General features: G+C 61.2%; 17 protein-coding genes. 15 read left to right on the top strand and 2 right to left on the bottom strand.

All coding sequences use genetic code 11. The features are described from left to right. The first annotated feature begins 62 nt into the window (after nucleotides 1-62). The 9 genes from gatC (at nucleotide 63) to FHU41_RS05965 (ending at nucleotide 10,532) form a co-directional block, all read left to right on the top strand. Nucleotides 63-359 (top strand): Asp-tRNA(Asn)/Glu-tRNA(Gln) amidotransferase subunit GatC, encoded by a 297-nt coding sequence (gatC, locus tag FHU41_RS06005; RefSeq protein WP_179388683.1) that lies wholly within the window; start codon nucleotides 63-65, stop codon nucleotides 357-359. Next, entirely contained in the window at nucleotides 359-1,891 is a 1,533-nt protein-coding gene (gatA, locus tag FHU41_RS06000) for an Asp-tRNA(Asn)/Glu-tRNA(Gln) amidotransferase subunit GatA (RefSeq protein ID WP_179388682.1), read from the top strand. The genes gatC and gatA overlap by 1 nt, the downstream gene beginning before the upstream one ends. Beyond that, on the top strand, nucleotides 1,891-3,396 hold the full coding sequence (gatB, locus tag FHU41_RS05995; RefSeq protein ID WP_179388681.1) for an Asp-tRNA(Asn)/Glu-tRNA(Gln) amidotransferase subunit GatB: 1,506 nt from the start codon (nucleotides 1,891-1,893) through the stop codon (nucleotides 3,394-3,396). Before gatA ends, gatB begins: the two co-directional genes overlap by 1 nt. Nucleotides 3,397-3,425: 29 nt before the next feature. Continuing rightward, the gene (locus FHU41_RS05990) at nucleotides 3,426-4,208 is read left to right on the top strand and encodes a hypothetical protein (RefSeq protein ID WP_179388680.1); all 783 of its coding nucleotides are present in this window, start codon (nucleotides 3,426-3,428) and stop codon (nucleotides 4,206-4,208) included. A gap of 279 nt (nucleotides 4,209-4,487) precedes the next feature. After that, a complete protein-coding gene (locus FHU41_RS05985) occupies nucleotides 4,488-5,537 on the top strand; it encodes an ABC transporter permease (protein ID WP_246279437.1) in 1,050 nt (349 codons plus the stop codon). Further along, a complete protein-coding gene (locus tag FHU41_RS05980; RefSeq protein WP_179388679.1) occupies nucleotides 5,534-6,463 on the top strand; it encodes a carbohydrate ABC transporter permease in 930 nt (309 codons plus the stop codon). Before FHU41_RS05985 ends, FHU41_RS05980 begins: the two co-directional genes overlap by 4 nt. 48 nt (nucleotides 6,464-6,511) lie before the next feature. Continuing rightward, a complete protein-coding gene (locus FHU41_RS05975; protein WP_179388678.1) occupies nucleotides 6,512-8,185 on the top strand; it encodes a type 2 periplasmic-binding domain-containing protein in 1,674 nt (557 codons plus the stop codon). 49 nt (nucleotides 8,186-8,234) lie between these two features. Then, nucleotides 8,235-9,275, top strand: coding sequence for a LacI family DNA-binding transcriptional regulator (locus tag FHU41_RS05970; RefSeq protein WP_246279436.1), 1,041 nt, complete (start codon nucleotides 8,235-8,237; stop codon nucleotides 9,273-9,275). A gap of 57 nt (nucleotides 9,276-9,332) precedes the next feature. Further along, nucleotides 9,333-10,532 (top strand): Gfo/Idh/MocA family protein, encoded by a 1,200-nt coding sequence (locus FHU41_RS05965; protein ID WP_179388677.1) that lies wholly within the window; start codon nucleotides 9,333-9,335, stop codon nucleotides 10,530-10,532. A gap of 44 nt (nucleotides 10,533-10,576) precedes the next feature. Here FHU41_RS05965 and FHU41_RS05960 read toward each other — a convergent pair whose 3' ends face one another. Beyond that, on the bottom strand, nucleotides 10,577-11,506 hold the full coding sequence (locus FHU41_RS05960; protein WP_179388676.1) for a LysR family transcriptional regulator: 930 nt from the start codon (nucleotides 11,504-11,506) through the stop codon (nucleotides 10,577-10,579). Nucleotides 11,507-11,626: 120 nt separating this feature from the next. Between FHU41_RS05960 and tdh the strand changes: the two genes are divergently transcribed. Together tdh and FHU41_RS05950 are read left to right on the top strand one after the other, a co-directional pair. After that, entirely contained in the window at nucleotides 11,627-12,673 is a 1,047-nt protein-coding gene (gene tdh / locus FHU41_RS05955; protein ID WP_179388675.1) for an L-threonine 3-dehydrogenase, read from the top strand. 150 nt (nucleotides 12,674-12,823) lie between these two features. Continuing rightward, entirely contained in the window at nucleotides 12,824-14,017 is a 1,194-nt protein-coding gene (locus tag FHU41_RS05950; protein WP_179389145.1) for a glycine C-acetyltransferase, read from the top strand. Between the two features lie 107 nt (nucleotides 14,018-14,124). On the opposite strand, the gene hutH is transcribed toward FHU41_RS05950, so the two are convergent. After that, nucleotides 14,125-15,684, bottom strand: a complete 1,560-nt coding sequence (gene hutH / locus FHU41_RS05945; protein WP_179388674.1) for a histidine ammonia-lyase — start codon at nucleotides 15,682-15,684, stop codon at nucleotides 14,125-14,127. Nucleotides 15,685-15,780: 96 nt separating this feature from the next. On the opposite strand from hutH, the gene FHU41_RS05940 reads away from it, so the two are divergent. From FHU41_RS05940 to FHU41_RS05925, 4 genes are read left to right on the top strand one after another with little or no spacing between them, the layout of a single operon-like run. Continuing rightward, nucleotides 15,781-16,428 (top strand): IclR family transcriptional regulator domain-containing protein, encoded by a 648-nt coding sequence (locus FHU41_RS05940; protein WP_179388673.1) that lies wholly within the window; start codon nucleotides 15,781-15,783, stop codon nucleotides 16,426-16,428. 58 nt (nucleotides 16,429-16,486) lie between these two features. Beyond that, nucleotides 16,487-18,265, top strand: coding sequence for a urocanate hydratase (hutU, locus tag FHU41_RS05935; protein ID WP_179388672.1), 1,779 nt, complete (start codon nucleotides 16,487-16,489; stop codon nucleotides 18,263-18,265). Continuing rightward, the gene (locus tag FHU41_RS05930; protein ID WP_179388671.1) at nucleotides 18,265-19,491 is read left to right on the top strand and encodes an allantoate amidohydrolase; all 1,227 of its coding nucleotides are present in this window, start codon (nucleotides 18,265-18,267) and stop codon (nucleotides 19,489-19,491) included. The genes hutU and FHU41_RS05930 overlap by 1 nt, the downstream gene beginning before the upstream one ends. Continuing rightward, the gene (locus FHU41_RS05925; protein ID WP_179388670.1) at nucleotides 19,488-20,702 is read left to right on the top strand and encodes a formimidoylglutamate deiminase; all 1,215 of its coding nucleotides are present in this window, start codon (nucleotides 19,488-19,490) and stop codon (nucleotides 20,700-20,702) included. Before FHU41_RS05930 ends, FHU41_RS05925 begins: the two co-directional genes overlap by 4 nt. Nucleotides 20,703-20,718 lie beyond the last annotated feature (16 nt).

Here is a 20,718-nt window from a genome sequence, read left to right as displayed (position 1 = left end):
TGTGAACGGCTAGTCATGGCTAGACTAGTGAGGAACCACCGACGTTTTCTGCAGGGAGACCCATGACTGAAATCAATCGTGACGACGTTGCGCACCTCGCGCACCTCGCTCACATTGACATGTCCGAGGCCGAATTGGACCGGATGGCAGGCGAACTCGCCGTCATCGTCGATTCGGTGAAGTCCGTGAGCGAGATTGCTGGGCCTGAGGTGCCCGCCACCTCGCACCCGATTCCGCTCAGCAATGTGCTGCGCGAGGACGTGGTGGGTCAGTTACTGACCCAGGAACAGGCGCTTTCCGGCGCTCCCGATGCGCAAGATGGCCGCTTCAAGGTGCCCGCGATTCTGGAGGAGAACTGATGAGCGAGCTCAATAAACTTTCCGCTGATGCGCTGGCCGGCAAACTTGCCAGCGGTGAGGTTTCCAGTGTCGAAGCCACCCAGGCACACCTGGATAGGATCGCCGAGGTAGACGGCGGAATTCATGCCTTCCTGCACATCAACACCTCCGAAGCGCTCACGGTAGCGCGCGAGGTGGATCAGAAGCGTGCCGCCGGTGAAGAACTGCATCACCTGGCCGGGGTGCCGATTGCGGTCAAGGACATGATTGTCACGGTGGGCCAGCCCACCACCGCGGGTTCCAAGATCCTTGAAGGCTGGCATAGCCCCTACGATGCCACCGTGGTGCAGAAGCTGCGTGCCGCCGGGATGCCGATTCTGGGCAAGACCAATCTGGACGAATTCGCGATGGGTTCCTCCACCGAGCACTCCGCCTACGGCCCAACCCGTAATCCCTGGGATCTGGAACGCATTCCCGGTGGTTCCGGTGGTGGCTCCGCCGCGGCGGTTGCGGCCTTCGAAGCCCCGCTTGCGCTGGGCACCGATACCGGTGGTTCGATTCGGCAGCCCGGTGCGGTGACCGGAACCGTGGGCGTGAAGCCGACCTATGGCGGCGTTTCGCGTTACGGTGCCATCGCCTTGGCTTCTTCGCTAGATCAGATCGGGCCGGTGTCCCGGACCGTGCTGGACGCCGCGCTGCTGCACGAGGTAATTGGCGGGCACGACCCCAAGGATTCCACCTCGCTCACCGACCCCTGCACTGGTTTGGTGGATGCCGCCCGGCAGGGCGCGCTGGGTGACCTAACCGGGGTCAAACTCGGTGTCATCAAGGAACTTGGCGGCGAAGGTTACCAAGCGGGCGTCGAGGCGCGTTTCCAGGAATCCCTGGAGCTGTTCCGCAGCGCAGGTGCCGAAATCGTTGAGGTTTCTTGCCCCAGTTTCAGCTACGCGCTGGCCGCGTACTACCTGATTCTGCCCTCGGAGGCTTCAAGTAACCTGGCCAAGTTCGACGGCGTCCGGTTCGGCTTGCGGGCGTTGCCAGAGGACGGCCCACTCACCATCGAACGTGTAATGGGAGCCACCCGAGCAGCCGGTTTCGGCCCCGAGGTGAAGCGCCGGATCATCCTCGGTGTCTACGCCCTCTCGGCCGGTTACTACGATGCCTACTATGGCTCGGCACAGAAGGTCCGTACCCTGATCCAGCGCGATTTTGACGCGGCCTTCAGCCAAGCCGATGTGCTGGTTTCACCGACCGCACCGACCACGGCCTTCAAGTTCGGCGAGAAGACTGCCGATCCGCTGGCGATGTATTTGAACGACGTCGCCACCATCCCGGCCAACCTGGCCGGAGTCCCCGGTATGTCGCTGCCCAACGGCCTGGCCGATGAAGACGGTCTGCCTTCCGGCATCCAACTGTTGGCACCAGCTCGGCAGGATGTCAGGCTGTACCGTGTGGGTGCAGCCTTAGAGGCCCTGCATGAGGCCGGTTGGGGCGGTCCGATCCTGGACAAGGCACCAGTCCTGAAAAGCTCGCAGCTAGGAGGCGTCAAATAATGACCGAAACTCTGGTTCCCTTCGATGAAGTTCTGGAACGCTACGATCCGGCGCTCGGCTTCGAGGTCCACGTTGAGCTGAACACCGTGACCAAGATGTTCTCCTCCGCACCCAACGCCTTTGGCGATGAGCCGAATACAAATGTCAACGAGGTTGATCTGGGCTTGCCCGGCGTGCTGCCGGTGGTGAACCGGGCCGCCGTCGAAAGCTCCATTAAGATCGGCCTGGCGCTGAACTGCAAGATCGCCGAGTTCTGCCGCTTTGCCCGGAAGAACTACTTCTACCCGGATACTCCAAAGAACTTCCAGACCTCCCAATTTGACGAGCCGATCGCCTATGACGGCTACCTCGATATTGAGCTGGCCGATGGCACCGTTTTCCGGGTGGAGATCGAGCGCGCCCATATGGAGGAGGACGCCGGGAAGCTCACCCATATGGGTGGCGCAACCGGCCGGATCCAGGGTGCCGATTACTCGCTGGTGGACTACAACCGTGCGGGTGTGCCGCTGGTGGAAATCGTCACGAGGCCGATTCTCGGCGCCGGTTCGCGGGCACCGGAACTGGCCAAGGCCTATGTGGCTGCGGTGCGTGAGATCGTGAAGAACCTCGGAGTTTCGGATGCCCGGATGGAACGCGGCAATGTGCGTTGCGATGCCAACGTCTCCCTAATGCCCAAGGGCAGCACGACCTTGGGCACTCGTACCGAGACCAAGAACGTCAACTCGCTGCGCGCCGTTGAATTCGCCGTGCGCTTTGAAATGGAGCGCCATGCCGCGGTGCTGGACGCTGGGCAAGCCATTGTCCAGGAGACCCGGCACTGGCATGAGGACACTCGCAGCACCACCTCGGGGCGGCCCAAGTCCGATGCCGATGATTACCGTTACTTCCCGGAACCAGATTTGGTACCCGTGGTGACCTCCGCGGAATGGGTTGAAGAACTGCGGGCGCAATTGCCCGAGCCGCCCGCCGAGCGTCGTAAGCGCCTGCAGGCCGATTGGGGTTACACGGACCTGGAGTTCCGTGACGTGGTCAACGCCGGCATCTTGGACGAGATCGAGGCGACCATTGCCGCCGGAGCTTCTGCCGCCGTCGCCCGTAAGTGGTGGATGGGCGAGATCGCTCGCCGTGCCAAGCTGGCCGAGGTGGACCCGGTGGAGCTCGGTGTGACGCCGGCTCAGGTGGTTGAACTGCAAGGCCTGATTGACAGCGGCAAGATCAACGACAAACTGGCGCGTGATGTGCTCGACGGCGTGCTGGCCGGAGAAGGCACCCCCACCGACGTGGTGGCTTCCCGTGGCTTGGCAGTGGTCTCCGACGACGGTGCGCTGCGGGCCGCTATCGACGAGGCTTTGGCGGCCCAGCCGGACGTTGCGGACAAGATTCGTGGCGGTAAGGTTCAGGCTGTGGGCGCAATCGTGGGTGGCGTGATGAAGGTGACCCGCGGCCAGGCCGATGCCGGACGAGTGCGTGAACTGATTCTCAAGACCCTGGGAGTCGAGGGCTAAGCAGTCGCGGAAACGCGGTGGTGGAATCCATGGAATGGCAGTTTGCGGCTCGGGTGCAATCCGAGGGCGACAACCATTCGATGGAGGACGCCTGCGGGTTCGCAGGTGGTACTGCCTGGATGATCGATGGTGCCACCTCGGTGCTCGAACCCCTGGGGCTACCGGCCTCGAGTGATCCTGCTTGGCTTGCCTCGGCTTTGAACGCCGAGTTGGCTGTGAATACAGGGCCGGCTGTGACTGCTGAGCTGGCTGGAGCCGATGGGCTTTTCGGCGCCCGCGCCGTGCTTGCCCGGGCGCTGCATCGGATCGATCAGCTAGCGCTTCCTTTGGTAGGGGAGGAGCGAATTCGCTTCCCCTCCGCCGCGCTGTCTTTGGCGCAATTGAGCCCCGAAGGCGTTGAGGTGCTTTCGCTCGCCGATTGTCACGTCGTGGTTCGTGAGCAGGATGGCAGGCTGCGTCATATCATTTCCTCACTTGCCGACCCCGGCGCTTCCTGGACCCGGGAGCAGTTGATTGCCTCGCGCCGCCGTCGTAATACCCCGGAGGGGTTGTGGGTGGCTCGCCGCGAACCGGAGGCGGCCGAACACGCCTTACTTGTGAAGTGCGCTTTCCCGGAGACCGTGGTGTTGGCGAGCGACGGAGCCTGGCGGGCCGTGGACCTCGGTCTGGTTACCGGACCAGCGGAATTTCTAGAGCGGGTCTCCAATACCCTCGATGCGCTGGAGCTGATGACCGAGCTACGGCGACATCAGGACCAGATCGGTGAAAAAGCCGACGATGCCAGCGTCCTTACGCTAACCGCCACCCGCTAATTCCTCGCGCCCCATATCGCGCCTTGCGCCGAGCCCCATATCGAGTCCCACCCCGCGCCTCACATCCCGCCCCACATCGAGTGTGGAGATCTGCACGCTATCACCCGCTTTTAGCGTGCAGAGCTCCACACTCGATGGCAATCGATGATGAAACATGATCATAATCATCATTTTCAATCAACTTCTTGCAATTCTTGGAAAAGTTCCTTATGGTTTGTTAAACGATTAACAACTGTGAGGTGAGTCACTGCTGACTCACAATCCAAGAGAGGGGCTGGGATGACTTCTACCGCCTTGAACCGGCGCTCCCGCCAGCTGGTCGAGAACCAGGAGGTCAAGAACCAGCCCGCCAAAAATCAGCCGGTCAAGAAAATGTCGCTGCGGAGCAGATTCAAACGCGATTGGCGAATGCTACTGCTGATGCTGCCCGGCCTGCTTTTCCTGCTGCTGTTCTTCTATGTACCCATTCTGGGAAACGTGATCGCCTTCCAGGACTATCAACCGTTCCTCGGCATTGGAAACAGCGACTGGGTGGGCTGGCAGAACTTCATCGACTTGTTCGACAACCCGGACTTTTGGACGGCGCTGCGGAACACCTTGGTGCTGGCCATCTGGCAGCTCGTGCTCTTCTTCCCACTGCCCTTAGGGCTAGCGATTATTGTCGATTCGTTGATGAACTCGAAGATTCGGCGCTGGTTCCAGAGCGTGGTTTATCTTCCACACTTCCTTTCCTGGGTGTTGGTGATTGCGCTTTTCCAGCAGATGCTCGGTGGCGCGGGCCTGGTCAATAACCTGCTGCGGCAATGGGGTCTGGACGTCATTCCCTTTATGACCAACCCGGATACCTTCCCGTTACTTTCCACGATTCAGCTGATCTGGAAGGATGCCGGCTGGGCAATGATTATCTTCTTGGCCGCACTGGCTCAGATTGATACCTCACTCTATGAAGCGGCTGCAGCCGACGGTGCCGGTCGTTGGCGTCGGCTGTGGCATGTCACCTTGCCCGGACTACGTTCGGTGATCGTGCTTTTGCTGATCCTGCGCATCGGGGACATTCTCAGCGTCGGCTTCGAACAATTCCTGCTGCAACGGGACGCGGTAGGCCCCGGGGCCGCCGAGGTGCTGGATACCTTCACCTACTTCTCCGGAGTGATCGGCGGAGGCTGGAGTTCCGGCGCGGCAGCAGGGCTGGCCAAGGGGGTAGTCGGGGCGATTCTCATTTATGTCGCTAATAAAGTGGCTCATCGTTTCGGCGAATCCGGGATTTTTCAGGCTGGTCCGAGTGAATCGAAGCCCAACTCACGCAAAGCAAAGGCGAAAGTACGATGACCACGATGTTGGAAGCCCGCCGGGCACGCAAAGCCGGATTGACCTTTGCCGCCAAGCGACCAGCTTGGAAGGAAAAGCCCTCCCTCGGCTATCAAATCCTCAAGTCCGTGATCATCGGACTCATCTCGCTATCCATTCTGGTGCCGCTGTTACTGGTCGTCTCGACCTCCTTGGCCGACGATAAGCAGTTAGTTGCCTCCGGCGGATATGTGCTCTGGCCGGAGCACCCCACCCTCCAGGCCTATCAGACCATCTTCAGCAGCGCCTTTATGATCCGGGCGCTCGGGGTGAGCACCTTCGTGACCGTGATTGGTACCGTGCTCGCTCTGTTCGTCACCATCACCATGGCTTACGCCACTAGCCGTCCCGTTCTGTTCTCCCGGCCGGCTCTGCTGCTGGTGCTTTTCACTTTGCTCTTCGCACCGGGGCTGATCCCGATGTTCCTGATGATCAAACAACTCGGACTGCTCAATACGATTTGGTCGCTCATCCTGCCCGGAATCTTCGCCGCCTTCAACTTCGTGGTGATGCGTTCCTTCTTCATGGGGCTGCCGCAGGAGTTGATCGAAAGCGCCAAGGTTGATGGCGCAAGCGACTTCACCATCCTCTGGCGGATCGTGCTGCCGCTCTCCAAAGCCGTGATCGCCGTCGTAGGACTGTTCTATGCGGTGGGCTTCTGGAATGCCTTCTTCAACGCCATGCTCTATATCAACGATAAAACCCTCTATCCGGTCCAGTTGGTGCTGCGGAATTTCGTGGTGCAGGGCGGTTCGCTGGCCGATCAACTCGGAGTGAGTACCTCGCCGCCGCCGCAATCCATGCAAATGGCCGTGGTCGTGGTGGCTCTGGTGCCGATCCTGCTGATTTATCCCTTCATCCAGAAACACTTCAACAAGGGCGTCATCACCGGCGCCGTCAAGGGCTAGCCCAAGCTATCCCCAAAACGCAATATCCACTCTAAGGAAGGGGTTGCCGTGGCGACCGATAATTCAGTCCAGAAAGGTTTCAACCGGCGGGGATTTCTCGGCCTAGCCGGACTATCCGTTACCGCTCTGACCTTGGGCGGCTCACTGACTGCCTGTGGCAGCGGTGGTAACGGTGGTGGCGGGGCGGATGCCTCAGCTAAGGTCACGTTGCCCACCTACAAGGAATTCACCAAGGTGGTCCCGGACCTGCCGGGTAACGCCCAAGGCTTGCAGGCTGCATTCTTGAAGTCGCCTTCGGAACTCGTCGCCTCGGTGTCTCAGCCGCCGTTGAAAGGGAAGGTTACCGGCCTGACCGAGACGTTCGAGACGATGTCCCCAGCAATGGTGGACAATCCCTTCTGGGGCCGGCTCAACACCGCTTTAGGCGGCACTCTTGACTTGCAGATTGCCGAAGATGTTGGCGACGGTTACCCGGCTAAATTCGCTACTATCCTCGCCAGTGACACACTGCCCGATATGATGTGGATTCCGCCGAACCAGGGGATTCCCAACGTTGGGCCGATGCTGGAGGCAAAATTCCAGGACCTCACGAAGTATCTCTCCGGGGACGCCGTGCTTGAATACTCCAATTTGGCCGCACTCAAGCCCGATTCCTGGAAGACTTCGGTGATCAATGGCAAGATCTGGGGCGCTCCTATTCCCAGCACACCCTTCGGACAGGTTATGGCCGGCAGCAAGACCATGTGGGCAGAAGTTGGCGGATTCAATGCCACCGATGCCGATGACTTCTTCGCCAAGGTCAAGGAACTCACCCGGCCCAAAGAGGGCAAATACGCACTCGAACCCGCCTATATCAACATGTTGCACATGTTCACCGAATGGTATGGTGCGCCGAATACCTGGGCGGTGAACAAGGACAGAACCCTTACCCACCTCTACGAGACCCCGGAGTACCAAGCCGGTCTGGAATATGCCGCCAAGCTCTTCGCCGCCGGAGTGTTCTATCCGAACGTCAATGCCACCGATATCTCCAACCGGATCGTCAGCGGTTCGGTGGCCGCACAGGTGATTGTCGGCCCCCACGACATCCGCCGTTACCGCACCCTGAGCGCGACCGCCCAGACCGAGATCCTGATCCCGTTCGCGGCCACCAAGGGTGGTAAGCCGACCTACGATATGGGCTACGGAACCGTGGGATTCACCGCCTTCAAGACCGCCGATGAATCAAAGATCAGGGAACTGCTCTCACTGATCAACTACCTCTCCGCGCCCTTTGGCACGGTGGAGTACATGCAGAAGAACTACGGCGAGAAAGGCAAGGACTACACCCTGGATGGCACCGGTAACCCGGTCTTCAGCAGCAGCGGACAGACCGACATCCCAGGCCTGGCCAGTGCGCTGAACATTATGTCCAGCCCGGAGAACGTGATCTTTAACCCGGCTTTCCCGGATGACACGAAGTACATTTACGAGCAGGAGAAGAAGCTGCTCGAATTCGCACAACGGCGACCAACTAACGGAACTTACTCGGATACCGATGCCAAGGTTGGAGCCAAGATTCAGACCACTTTCCGAGACAAGATTGTCGATATCATCACCGGCCGAGCTCCAGTGTCTGATCTGGCCGATGCGGTGAAGCGCTGGAAGTCCGACGGCGGCGACAAGATCCGCGAGGAGTACCAGAAGGCGCTCCCCGCAGACGTTCCGGTCACCGGGAAATAGCGTCAGATAGCGGAGAATGCCAGGAACCAGGCCGGAGAGGAGAGAGTCGATGCCGAAGGAATCCACCAGCCCGATGAGCACCAACCCGGTGCAGGGCGGCAAAGTGACCATCAAGCAGGTGGCTCAGCAGGCTGGGGTCTCAACGGCTTCGGTTTCCTATGTCCTCTCCGGTCGTTCCGGCGCTACTGGACGGAACGGCGGGGTGGCCCAAGAAACCGCTCAGCGAATCCGTCGGGTGGCTGAGCGTATGGGCTATGCCCCGGACTTGGCTGCCCGGAAAATCCGCACTGGCCGCAGCGATACCATTCTGCTCTCCCTCACCATGCTCTCCGACCCTTGGTCGCTCGCGGTGATTGAGGCGGTGCAGCGGAGGGCAATGCCGCTGGGTATCACCCCGATGATCCTGGCCGACGCCGACTGGAGCCGAGTGCTGAAAAGTCACGACGCGGATGCGATGTTTGTCGACGCCGTGTCCCCGGGCCAGGAGGAGCTGCTAACGGCTCTGTCCAGTCAGGGCAAAAGACTCGTGGTGTTTCACGAGGAAATGCAGCCAAAGGGTTTCGACGTGATTCGATCCTTAGCCGGTCCCGGATGTGTCTTGGCAATGGATCACTTGCTCCGGAATCACCATAAAATCGCCATCTTGACGACAGAAAGGGCCAGGGAAAGACATGACTCGGCTCGGTTTATGCCCTACCTTGACGGCTTGGTCAAGGCCGGAATCCCGGTGCGGGAGGACTATATCGACTTTTTCGACCGCTCACCGGCCAGCGCCTATGCCGCGGCGATGCGACTGCTTGACCGGCCGGACCGGCCAACGGCCATCTACGCCACCACCGACTTCGCCGCGATGAGCGCGATCAACGCGGCGCAGCGGCTAGGTCTTCGAGTAGGTGTGGACGTGGACGTGGTGGGCGTTGGCAACACCTCAGAGGGCGAGAGCATGGTGCCCAGCTTGACCTCGGTGGGTCCGGAAGGGTTCTTCGATGAACTCGCCCGGATCCTGGTGGCGCGTGCCCAAGGCGATGAGCAAGACCCGCGGGCCGTTGATTTCCACTGGAAGCTTTTCAGCCGAGAAAGCGCTCGCTGAAAGCAGTTTTGAAAAAATTTTAGACCAAAAGTCAAGGAAAGAGGATTGAGCACCGCAATGACTGAAACTGATCTGCGGATAGGGATTGTCGGCTTCGGGCTACGGGCTGGGCTGTGGCGCTATCTGGAACAACCGGGTGCTGGCTCCCGCGTGAGTATCGTTTGCGATCTGAGCGAACGGGGCCGCGCGGACGCCGCTGCTAAGCTACCAGCCGCCCAGGTGACCGCCGAGCTAACCGAGCTGATCGACTCTGGGGTGGATGCCGCCGTCGTACTGGTTCCTGATTTCGCCCATGCCGCCGTGGTGATCCCGCTGCTGGAGGCCGGTATTCCGGTGTTTTGCGAGAAGCCCTTAGATATTTCGCTGCCCGCCGCGGATGCGATCCTGGAGACCGCTTACCGGACCGGTACCAGGCTCTATGTGGGCCACAATATGCGGCATATGCCGGTGGTGCGGCAGATGCGAGAGGTTATTGAATCGGGCCGGATCGGCGAGGTGAAAGCCATTTGGTGCAGGCATTTTGTCGGTAATGGCGGGGACTATTACTTCAAGGATTGGCATGCCGAGCGAGCCAAGGTTAACTCCTTGCTGCTGCAAAAGGGTGCGCACGATATCGATGTGATTCACTGGTTGGCCGGGGGATTTACCCGTTCGGTTTCCGCTATCGGAGCGCTCAGCGTCTACGGTGAAGTGACCTCGCGGCGGGACAACACCGATCGCCGAATGGGGGATTGGTTCTCGGTGAATAATTGGCCGCCCACCGCGCAGACCGATTTGAACCCCGTGATCGATGTGGAGGACATCTCGATGATGCAGATGGTCCTCGATAACGGCGTGCTGGCCTCCTACCAGCAATGCATGTTCACCCCGGATTACTGGCGAAACTACACCGTGATTGGCACCGCAGGGCGAATCGAGAACTATGGGGATGGGCCGGGAGAGCAGATTAAGGTTTGGACTAGCAGGCACACTCATAGCCTGCCCGAGCCCGATGAAGTCATTGAGATTGCCGGTGATGACGATGCCGGGCACGGTGGAGCCGACCCGGGACTGATCGCTGAATTCCTTCGCTTCGCGGTCTCCGGCGGGCTAACCGATACCAACCCGGTGGCGGCCCGGGAAGCGGTGGCGGCCGGAGTGCTGGCGGCAGAATCCCTACGGTCCGACGGCGGTGCGCGGCAAGTCCCGGCACTCCCGAGGGAGCTGCTGGACTACTTCAATGCAGGTCAGCCGCGGCGGGAAGTTTTAGCGGGCTGAGGTTAGGGCCGGTGTCTAAGGGCCTGTTATTAGCGGACCGGTGTCTAAGGGCCTGCCGGCCGAGTACCGTTCTGGGTCAACTCGGTCAGCAGGTCCTGAAGGACCTCGGCCACCATCCGAACCGAGCGTCTGGCCAGGTTCTCCGGGCGACTGAGCAGGTCGATCTTTCGCCGGGTGGTGATGCCTTCCAGCGGACGCAGCACGACCCCGCTCGGCAGCGCCGAGGTTGCCAGGTGGCGTGGCAGCAGGCCCAGCACGCCGCCACCGGCAACGATCGCCGCCACCGTGGTGTAGTCATTGACCCGGTGCGCCACCCGCGGTGAGGTTCCGGCCAGCATGGAAATGCCGCCCAGTACATCATCGGGGGAGTAACCGGCCCGGGAGGTGGCCCAGGGTTCGTCGATTACGTCTTTGGGCTGCAAGGAGAGCTTGGCAGCCAAGGGGTGCCCGGCGGGTAGCGCGACGTCGAAAGGCTCCTCGGCGAGCGTGGTTGCGGTGATATTGGAGGACTGCCACTGCCCGCTGTGTGACATCCGGTGTGCCAATACCAGGTCATAGCGGCCGGTCAGTGCCGGGAAATCATGCTCCGCCACATCCTCATCGGTGAGTAGCAACTCAGGGCCACCGGCTGCCCGGACCGCTGCAATTAGTGGTCCGTAAAGAGTTTGGCCTGCGCTGTGGAAGGCGCAGACGGTGACTGTGCCGTTCGGTGCTTCCAGGTGCTCGCTGATGGCGGCCTCAGCTTGGGCCATGGCCTGAACCACCCGACCGCCTGCCTCGGCGAGTGCTCTCCCCGCATTGGTCAGCACCAGGGTGCGCCCTTGTTTACGGGTTAAGGGCACCCCAACGCTGCGTTGTAACTGACTCAATTGCTGCGAAACTGCGGAGGGGGTAACGAACAAGGTATCGGCAACGGCGGTCACGCTGCCAAGTTCGCCAAGCTCGCGGAGCAGTTGCAATTGGTGGATTTCCATAAGATCAAGCTTAAGTGATCTCTAAAGGGAAGTTTCATATATCTGAGATTGTGCTAATAGGAATGGCGGCATCTAATGGAGGGGACAGCCCGTTCAAAGTCCCCAGCGAAGGCGCCAACCATGAAAGCCTTGTACAAATCCGGAGCCCATCCCGGTTTCGAGCTCGTTGACCGTCCCGAGCCGGAAGCCGGTGAGCTCGACGTCAAAATCCGAGTGATGACCACCGGTATCTGTGGTACCGATCTGCATATCCATGCTTGGGATGCTTGGGCGCAGTCAAATATCAACGCCCCGCTGATTCCCGGTCACGAGTTCTATGGCGAAGTGGTGCAGATCGGTTCCGAGGTGCGTGATGTCAAGGTGGGTGACCGGGTTTCCGGCGAAGGGCATATTGTCTGCGGCACCTGTCGCAACTGCCGGGCTGGTCGCCGTCAGATGTGCATCCGGACGCAGAGCGTTGGGGTGCAGCGTGATGGTGCTTTCGCCGAATACGTGGTGATCCCGGAGACTAATGTCTGGGTACACCAGGATCCCTCAATCACGCCCGAGCTTGGTGCGATCTTCGATCCCTTTGGCAATGCCACCCACACCGCGCTGGCTTTCCCCTTGGTGGGTGAAGATGTGCTGATCACCGGAGCCGGTCCGATTGGGCTAATGGCCATTGCGGTGGCTCGTCACGCCGGTGCACGCAAGATCGCGATTACCGATATTTCGGCTCCGCGCCTGGAGCTGGCCCGGAAGCTCGGCGTCGATCTGGCCATTGATGTTTCTGCGATGCGGATCAAGGATGCGCAAGCCGAGTTGGGGATGCGGGAAGGCTTCGATATCGGCCTGGAAATGTCCGGGCACCCGACCGCGCTGCCCGAGATGATCGAAAACATGAATCACGGTGGCCGAATCGCTATGCTGGGCCTGCCCGCGGCTCCGATCACGATCGATTGGGCCAAGGTCGTCTCGCACATGCTCACTCTGAAGGGCATCTACGGCCGCGAGATGTACGAGACCTGGTACGCGATGAGTGCAATGCTGCTCTCGAATCCCGTGCTACATGCGGGAATCTCCTCGATTGTCACCGACAAGCTCCCGGCCACCGAGTGGGAAGCCGGATTTGCTGAGGCGAAGTCCGGGGTTGGCGGCAAAGTGGTGCTTGACTGGACCGTTTTCTAAGCTTTTCTAAAGCGCTGTTTCCAAATCGGCATCCGTTTCCCTTCCGGGCGCCCGTAATACGGGGCGCATATGCTGGAAACGGGTGCCGATTCCGAACGAATAAACAAATTCCTGAACGAATTACCGAACAACCTGAACGAAGGACTCGATATGTACACCGCCATGAAGAACCAACTAGATTCCGAACTGGCCGAGATCCGGCAGGCCGGTTTGTTCAAGACCGAGCGAAAGATCGCCTCGGCACAGAGCGCGCATATCTCCGCAGGACCCCTAGAGGGCGGCTCCAAGGATGTGCTGAACTTCTGCGCCAATAACTACCTCGGCTTGGCCGACCACCCGGAGCTAATCTCCGCAGCCAAGCAGGCCCTGGACGAGCGCGGCTTCGGCATGGCCAGCGTCCGCTTCATCTGCGGCACCCAAGATCTCCATTTGGAGCTTGAACAGGCGGTATCTCGGTTCCTTGGTACCGAGGACACCATCTTGTTTTCCTCTTGCTTCGACGCCAATGGCGGCGTCTTTGAATCGCTCTTCGGAGCAGAGGATGCGATCATCTCCGATGCGCTGAATCACGCCTCGATTATCGACGGCATCCGGCTTTCCAAGGCGGCCCGCTACCGTTACGCGAATCAGGACATGGCGGATCTGGAAGCCAAGTTGATGGAGGCCTCAGGGGCTCGCCGGAAGATTATTGTGACCGATGGCGTGTTCTCGATGGATGGCTACCTGGCGCCGCTGGAAGCGATCTGCGACCTTGCGGAGAAGCACGATGCGCTGGTGATGGTGGATGATTCTCATGCCGTTGGCTTCATGGGCCAGACCGGTGCGGGAACACCTGAGCACGCAGGCGTTAGTGAGCGGGTGGATATCTACACCGGAACATTTGGCAAGGCTTTGGGCGGCGCTTCGGGTGGCTATGTTTCTGGTCGAGGGGAAATCGTTGCCATGCTGCGGCAGAAGGCGCGGCCCTACCTGTTCTCCAACTCGCTCGCCCCGGCTATCGTTGCCGCCACCCTCAAGGCCCTTGACTTGGTGCAGAATTCGGCCGAGTTGCGGCAGCAGCTCTTCGCTAACGCAGCACTATTTCGGCGTCGAATGAGTGAAGAAGGCTTTGAGCTGCTCGACGGCGAGCACGCCATTGTGCCGGTGATGTTCGGTGACGCTGTGCTCGCCGCGAAGATCGCCGATGCGATGCTTGAGCACGGCGTCTACGTGACCGCTTTCAGCTTCCCCGTGGTTCCCCGCGGTGCGGCCAGGATTCGGGTGCAGCTTTCCGCCTCACACTCAGCGGAGGACGTCGAAGCTTGCGTTCAGGCTTTTGTGGCCAGCAGGGATTCGGTCGGCTAGGCCGCCAAGCGATATTGATGGGAGGGCTGGGTCTCGGTGCGAGACCCAGCCCTCCCATGTTCGGCCCTCCCATGTTCGGCCCGAAAAGTCGATACCGAAAAGACGACTTAGACGAGCGGCGCTCCCAGGGCGGCCTCGACGGCGACCAGTAGCGAGCCGTCGTCGACGAGCTTTCGCACTTCCTCGATTTCCGGGGCCAGATAGCGATCTGTACCTGGACCCTCGACGTGCTCGCGTACTAAGGCGCGGGCCGCCGTCGTCGCCGTGGCTCCCTTGCTGGAGGCTACCCCGCCATCGCGGAAGTCCAGGGCCCTTGCGGAGGTGAGGATTTCGATGGCCAGCACTCGGGTCAGTCCGTCCAGGGCTCGGCGCAATTTCAAGCCCGCCGCCCAACCCATCGAGACGTGATCCTCCTGCATGGCGGAGGAAGGAATCGAATCCACCGAAGCCGGTGCGGCGAGGCGCTTAAGTTCGGAAACGATGCCCGCCTGGGTGTACTGGGCGATCATATGCCCGGAGTCCACGCCCGGATCGTCGGCCAGGAAGGCGTTGAGCCCATGGCTGCGGGATTTGTCTAGGAACCGGTCGGTGCGCCGCTCGCTCATGGACGCCACATCGGCCACCGCAATCGCCAGGAAGTCCAGGGCGTAGCCCACCGGAGCGCCATGGAAATTGCCATTGGACTCCACCCTTCCATCAACTGTGACCACCGGATTGTCTACCGCGGAGGCTAGTTCGTAGCCCGCCACGGACTCAACATGGGTCAGGGTGGCTCGCGCTGCGCCGTGCACCTGAGGCGCGCAACGCAGTGAATAGGCATCCTGCACCCGGGTGAAGGAGCCTTCCGCCCGGTGCTCGGCAATCAAGGCGGAGCCAGCCAGGATGCGGCGAATATTGGCGGCAGAGTCCTGCTGGCCGGGATGCGGACGTAGCGCGTGCAAATCCTCGGCGAAGACCGTGTCGGTGCCCAAAAGTCCTTCTACGCTCATCGCCGCGGCAACGTCCGCGAGAGCGAAGAGCCGGTGCAGATCGTGTGAAGCCAGGATCAGCATGCCGAGCATACCGTCGGTGCCATTGATCAGCGCCAGGCCTTCCTTCTCACGCAGTTCGACAGGTTCCAGGCAGGCGGCCTTGAGCGCCTCGGCAGCCGGCACTTTCTCGCCCTGCTGATTGCGGACCTCACCCTCACCCATCAGAGCCAGTGCGCAGTGTGAGAGTGGGGCCAAATCGCCCGAGCAACCTAGCGAACCGTATTCACCGATCACCGGGGTGATTCCGGCGTTCAGCAGGCCCGCATAGGCCAGCGCGGTGCTCGGCCGGACCCCGGTGCGACCGGTAGCCAGGGTGGAGAGTCGGTTCAGCATCAGGCCACGGACCACTTCGCGATCCACCTCAGCGCCTGAAGAGGCTGCATGTGACCGGATCAGGGAACGCTGCAACTGGCTGCGTAACTCGACCGGAATGTGTTTGGTGGCGAGTGCGCCGAATCCGGTGGAGACGCCGTAATGCGGCTTGCTGTCGTTGACCAGGTCTTCGATGACCCGACGGGAGGCGTCGATTGCGGCAAGGGAATCCTCGCTCAGCGAGACTTGGGCACCATGCCGGGCAACTGCAACAACCTGCTCAGGAAGCAGTGCTCCGACGCCGATTTCTACGGTGGTTTCCATTTTCTGTCCTCTACACTCTTGCCAATTGATGAAATACACGTTTCAATAAGTGAAATACATTGTTGTTCGGATTGCAAGGGGTAGGAGGCAAGAATCGTGACCGAAGTTTCTAATGCACCGGCAACGAAAACGGTAGAACGTGCGCTGAGCTTGCTTGGCGTGGTCTGCGATCGCGGCAGTGTTTCCCTGGCCGAGGCCGCCCGTGATGCCGAACTTTCCGCCTCCACCGCGCTTCGCTTGTTGCGCACCTTAGAGAGTTCCGGCTTTGTCCGGAAGGACGACGACGGCTACCGGCCCGGGATGCGGATCGTTCAGTTGGGTGCTCAAGCGCTCGCCAACGAATCCTTGGTCTCGATGGCCGAGGAGTCGATGAAACGTTTGGTTGCGGCGACCGGCGAAACCGCGTACCTCAATGTTCGATCCTCCGCGGATGCCGATGGCATCTATATTGCGGTTCAGGAGGGTACGCATTCGGTGCGGCACTCTAGCTGGGTTGGCCGCAGTATCCCTCTCGAAGGCACTGCCGCCGGGGCAGTGCTCACGGGGGCCGCTGTGGACGACTACGTGGTGGTAACCGATGGCTTGGAGTCGGATGTCACCGCAATTGCCGCTCCCGTGGTGGTGGGAGGCCGCACTGTCGCCGCACTGAGTGTGGTGGCCCCGAGTTACCGGATCAGCTCCGAGCAGGCTCAGCGCATTGGCGCGCTGGTGTCTGCTGAGGCGAAATCCATCCTGCATTCCTGAATTACTGATCTTCAATTCCGTCAAGCAAGAGTCCGTCAAGCCAGAAAGACTGAGAGCCATGACCATTCCACAGACCGAAAACCCCCAGGCTGCAAACGCTCAGGGCGCAAAGGCTAGCTTCACTCAACACGATCCGTCTCGCTACTCCAATGGGAATACCATTCGGGCAGCCCGCGGCACCGAGCTGACCGCCAAATCCTGGCAGACCGAAGCCCCCTTGCGGATGCTGATGAACAACCTCGATCCGGAGGTTGCCGAGCGCCCCGAGGACCTGGTGGTCTATGGTGGCACCGGCCGGGCGGCGCGCAGCTGGGAAGCCTATGACGCCATCGTCCGCACCCTGGAAACCCTGGAGAAGGACGAGACCTTGCTGGTGCAGTCCGGCAAGCCGGTCGGCGTCTTCCGCACCCATGAATGGGCGCCCCGGGTGCTGCTGGCAAACTCCAATCTGGTCGGAGACTGGGCCAATTGGCCGGAATTCCGGCGGCTAGAAGCCGAAGGCTTGATGATGTACGGCCAGATGACTGCTGGCTCCTGGATCTACATCGGCACTCAGGGCATCCTACAAGGCACCTTCGAAACCTTCGCAGCGCTCGCCACTAAGCTCTTCGACCAGGGCCGGATTCCGACGCCCACTTTGGCGGGTACGCTGACCTTGACCGGCGGCTGCGGTGGAATGGGCGGCGCGCAACCACTCGCCGTCACCCTCAACGGAGGCGCCTGCCTGATCATCGATGTGAGCGAGGAGCGCTTGCGGCGCAGGCTGGGCAAACGCTACCTGGACGACGTCGAAACCGACTTAGAAGCGGCCCTCACCAAGGTGCTGGCAGCCAAAGCGGAAAACCGTGTGCTCTCGGTGGGCTATGTAGGCAATGCTGCCGAGGTTTTCTCGGCGCTGCTGGAACGGCACAAAGCGGGGGAGTTCACGATCGATGTGGTCACCGATCAGACCAGTGCGCACGATCCGCTGAGCTACCTGCCGGAAGGCATCGCGATCGATGAATGGCAGCGCGAGGCAGCCGGCGATCCCGAGGGATTCACCAAGAAAGCTCAAGCCTCGATGGCCCGTCAGGTGGAGGCCATGGTCGGATTCCAGGATGCCGGGGCAGAGGTCTTCGACTACGGTAATTCGATCCGGGACGAGGCGCGCAAGGGCGGTTACGAGCGGGCCTTCGCCTTCCCCGGCTTCGTTCCGGCCTATATCCGCCCGCTTTTCTGCGAAGGACTGGGCCCGTTCCGCTGGGTAGCACTCTCCGGCGATCCGAAGGACATCGAAGTCACCGATGCCGCGCTGAAGGAACTCTTCCCGGAGAACGAGCACCTGCACCGCTGGCTGGATGCCGCGGCCGAGCACGTTGAGTTCGAAGGTCTGCCGGCGCGAATTTGCTGGCTGGGTTACGGCGATCGAGCCAAGGCTGGCCTGCTGTTCAACCGCATGGTAGCCGAGGGCAAGGTTTCCGCTCCCATTGTGATCGGTCGCGATCACCTGGATTCCGGTTCAGTGGCTTCGCCTTACCGGGAGACCGAGGCGATGGCAGATGGCTCGGACGCGATTGCCGACTGGCCGCTGCTCAATGCACTGATCAACACCTCCTCGGGTGCCACCTGGGTCTCCATTCACCACGGCGGTGGGGTGGGAATCGGCCGCTCCATCCACGCCGGCCAGGTTTCTGTAGCCGATGGCACCGATTTGGCCGCCGAGAAACTTGAACGCTTGCTGACTAATGATCCCGGCATGGGCGTCATCCGGCACGTTGATGCCGGTTATGACCGGGCTACGGAGGTCGCCGAGCAGCGCGGGGTACGCATTCCGATGTCCTCTCATCAGGAGCAGTAATGACTTCGGAGCCAGCCAACACGGTCACCACCTTGCTCGGTGAGATCGCCGACGTCGGGCGGGATGCGCAACGCGGTGGGTACAGCCGTCCGGTCTACTCCACAGCCGAGCTGGATTTGCGGTCTTGGTTCATTGCCGCAGCGGAGCGTCGCGGACTAGAGGTACTCACCGATCCCAATGGCATCATCTGGGCCTGGTGCGGTCCCGAGCGGGATGATTCCCTGGTCACCGGGAGCCACCTGGATTCGGTTCCCGGCGGTGGCGCGTTTGACGGTCCGCTCGGAGTGGCCGCCGCACTCGCCGCCGTGGATGAATTGCGTGCTCGCGGCGTTCAACCGGGGCAGGACGGCAAACGCTCGCTCGCGCTCACGGTTTTCCCGGAGGAGGAAGGCTCGCGTTTCGGCATTGCCTGCCTGGGCTCACGCCTGCTGACCGGAGCGATAGATGCGGACAAGGCGCGGAATCTGCGCGATGCTGAGGGAAATACCTTTGCCGAGCTCTCCGCTCGCAATGGCGTGGACCCGGCTTACCTTGGCGCCGATGCCGATTCGCTGGCCCATATTGGTCAGTTCATCGAACTCCATGTGGAGCAGGGCAGAGGGCTGATCGACATGGGCTCTCCGATTGCCGTCGCCGGTTCCATTCTGGGACACGGGCGCTGGAAGTTCACCATTAGTGGGCAAGGCAACCACGCCGGCACCACGTTAATGGTTGATCGGGCCGATCCCATGGTGGTGGCTGCGCAGATCGTCCTTTCCGTGCGTAAGGTGGCTGCCGCCCAAGAAGATGCGCGGGCCACCGTTGGCCGGATTCAGCCGACTCCGGGCGGTACCAACGTGATCGCCTCCAAGGTGGAGCTTTGGCTGGATGTGCGGCATCCGGATGACGCGGTGACCGCGGCCGTGGTGGAGAAAATTCACGGCCAGGCTCAGATCGCCGCCGCGAACGAGGGCTGCACCGTGACTCTCACCGAGGAATCGCTCAGCCCCACCACCGGCTTCGACGCCGGCCTGCAGGCGGAATTGCGCAGGTTGCTGCCCGGTGCCCCGGTGTTGGACAGCGGCGCGGGACACGACGCCGGGGTGCTGGCTCCCTATCTGCCCACTGGAATGCTGTTCATCCGTAATCCCACCGGGGTTTCGCACTCGCCCGAGGAGGCCGTGGAGAACAGCGATGCCGACTATGCGGCCGGAGCGCTCGCGGACGTGCTGGAGGGGCTGCTATGAGTGCCATGTTCCCGGCCGCGGTCAATGCGCACTCGCACGCCTTTCACCGGGTGTTGCGGGGCAGAACCCACGCAAAGACCGGGGATTTTTGGTCCTGGCGCACGCAGATGTACGCGGCCGCCCAGGCGCTCACGCCGGAGCTTTACGAGAAGCTGGCCACCGCCGTCTACGCCGAGATGGTCACCGCCGGTTACAGCGCGGTGGGTGAGTTTCACTACCTGCATCACCGCCCGGACGGCAGCCACTATCCGCACCACGAGATGGAATTTGCCTTGGCTCGGGCGGCAAGGAACGCAGGTATCCGGCTGACACTTCTAGATACTTGTTATCTGGATGGAGGTTTCGGTGCCGGTACTGGTTTCGGGACTGGGGGGCGGATTCCGCCCAATCCCACTCAGCTACGCTTTAGCGACGGGGACGCCCAGAGCTGGTTATCTCGGCTCGTCGGGTTGCGAGCGGCGATCGCCGAGGAGTTCGATCCGGATTTTGTTCAGGTCGGCGCGGCAGTCCATTCGGTGCGTGCGGTGGCCCCGGAACAACTGCGGATCATTGCGGCGGAGCTGGACCCGGCGCTGCCGCTGCACGTCCATCTGTCGGAGCAGCCTCAGGAGAATTCTGATTGCTTAGCCGCAACCGGATTGACTCCCACCGGATTGCTTGCCCAGGCGGGTCTGCTCTCCGCTCGGTTATCCGCGGTGCATGCCACGCACCTGACCGAGCAGGATATTGCCCTGCTGGGCGAGGCTCAGGCAACCATCGTGATGTGTCCGACCACGGAAGCCGATCTGGCTGATGGCATCGGCCCCGCCTTGGAACTTGGCCAGGCTGGGGCTGGGCTGGCGATTGGCAGTGACCAGCACGCCGTCGTCGATCCTTGGCAGGAAATGCGGGCGCTGGAATACGGTGAACGCTTGCGTAGCGGAGTGCGGGGCAGGTTTAGCTCGGCGCAACTACTGGAGATAGCGCACGACGGCGGGCTGCGCAGTCTGGGGCGGAACGCGAGTGGTGATCTGGTGGAGATTGCGAGCGATTCGGTGCGTACCGTGGGTTCACGTGTGGAGCAACTTCCGATGAGCGCGACGGCCGAGGACGTTCGTAGCGTGCAGATTGGTGGCCGGGAAGTGGCACGGGATGGGGTCCACCTGAAACTCGGAGCACCGGCTGGCTTGCTGGCTGCGGCGATAGCAGAACTAGATCAGGTTTCGGGATAATTTCTGAAGAGGAGAC

Origin of the sequence: Psychromicrobium silvestre, assembly GCF_013408295.1 — a bacterium.
Lineage (GTDB): Bacteria > Actinomycetota > Actinomycetes > Actinomycetales > Micrococcaceae > Renibacterium > Renibacterium silvestre.
Note: the sequence above shows the minus strand (reverse complement) of the source record. Positions and strands in the feature narration are given on the sequence as shown.

Coding starts and splice junctions, on each gene's coding strand:
- gatC (WP_179388683.1), top strand. CDS start 63: ATGACTGAAATCAATCGTGACGACGTTGCGCACCTCGCGCACCTCGCT.
- gatA (WP_179388682.1), top strand. CDS start 359: ATGAGCGAGCTCAATAAACTTTCCGCTGATGCGCTGGCCGGCAAACTT.
- gatB (WP_179388681.1), top strand. CDS start 1,891: ATGACCGAAACTCTGGTTCCCTTCGATGAAGTTCTGGAACGCTACGAT.
- FHU41_RS05990 (WP_179388680.1), top strand. CDS start 3,426: ATGGAATGGCAGTTTGCGGCTCGGGTGCAATCCGAGGGCGACAACCAT.
- FHU41_RS05985 (WP_246279437.1), top strand. CDS start 4,488: ATGACTTCTACCGCCTTGAACCGGCGCTCCCGCCAGCTGGTCGAGAAC.
- FHU41_RS05980 (WP_179388679.1), top strand. CDS start 5,534: ATGACCACGATGTTGGAAGCCCGCCGGGCACGCAAAGCCGGATTGACC.
- FHU41_RS05970 (WP_246279436.1), top strand. CDS start 8,235: ATGCCGAAGGAATCCACCAGCCCGATGAGCACCAACCCGGTGCAGGGC.
- FHU41_RS05965 (WP_179388677.1), top strand. CDS start 9,333: ATGACTGAAACTGATCTGCGGATAGGGATTGTCGGCTTCGGGCTACGG.
- FHU41_RS05960 (WP_179388676.1), bottom strand. CDS start 11,506: ATGGAAATCCACCAATTGCAACTGCTCCGCGAGCTTGGCGAACTTGGC.
- tdh (WP_179388675.1), top strand. CDS start 11,627: ATGAAAGCCTTGTACAAATCCGGAGCCCATCCCGGTTTCGAGCTCGTT.
- FHU41_RS05950 (WP_179389145.1), top strand. CDS start 12,824: ATGTACACCGCCATGAAGAACCAACTAGATTCCGAACTGGCCGAGATC.
- hutH (WP_179388674.1), bottom strand. CDS start 15,684: ATGGAAACCACCGTAGAAATCGGCGTCGGAGCACTGCTTCCTGAGCAG.
- hutU (WP_179388672.1), top strand. CDS start 16,487: ATGACCATTCCACAGACCGAAAACCCCCAGGCTGCAAACGCTCAGGGC.
- FHU41_RS05930 (WP_179388671.1), top strand. CDS start 18,265: ATGACTTCGGAGCCAGCCAACACGGTCACCACCTTGCTCGGTGAGATC.
- FHU41_RS05925 (WP_179388670.1), top strand. CDS start 19,488: ATGAGTGCCATGTTCCCGGCCGCGGTCAATGCGCACTCGCACGCCTTT.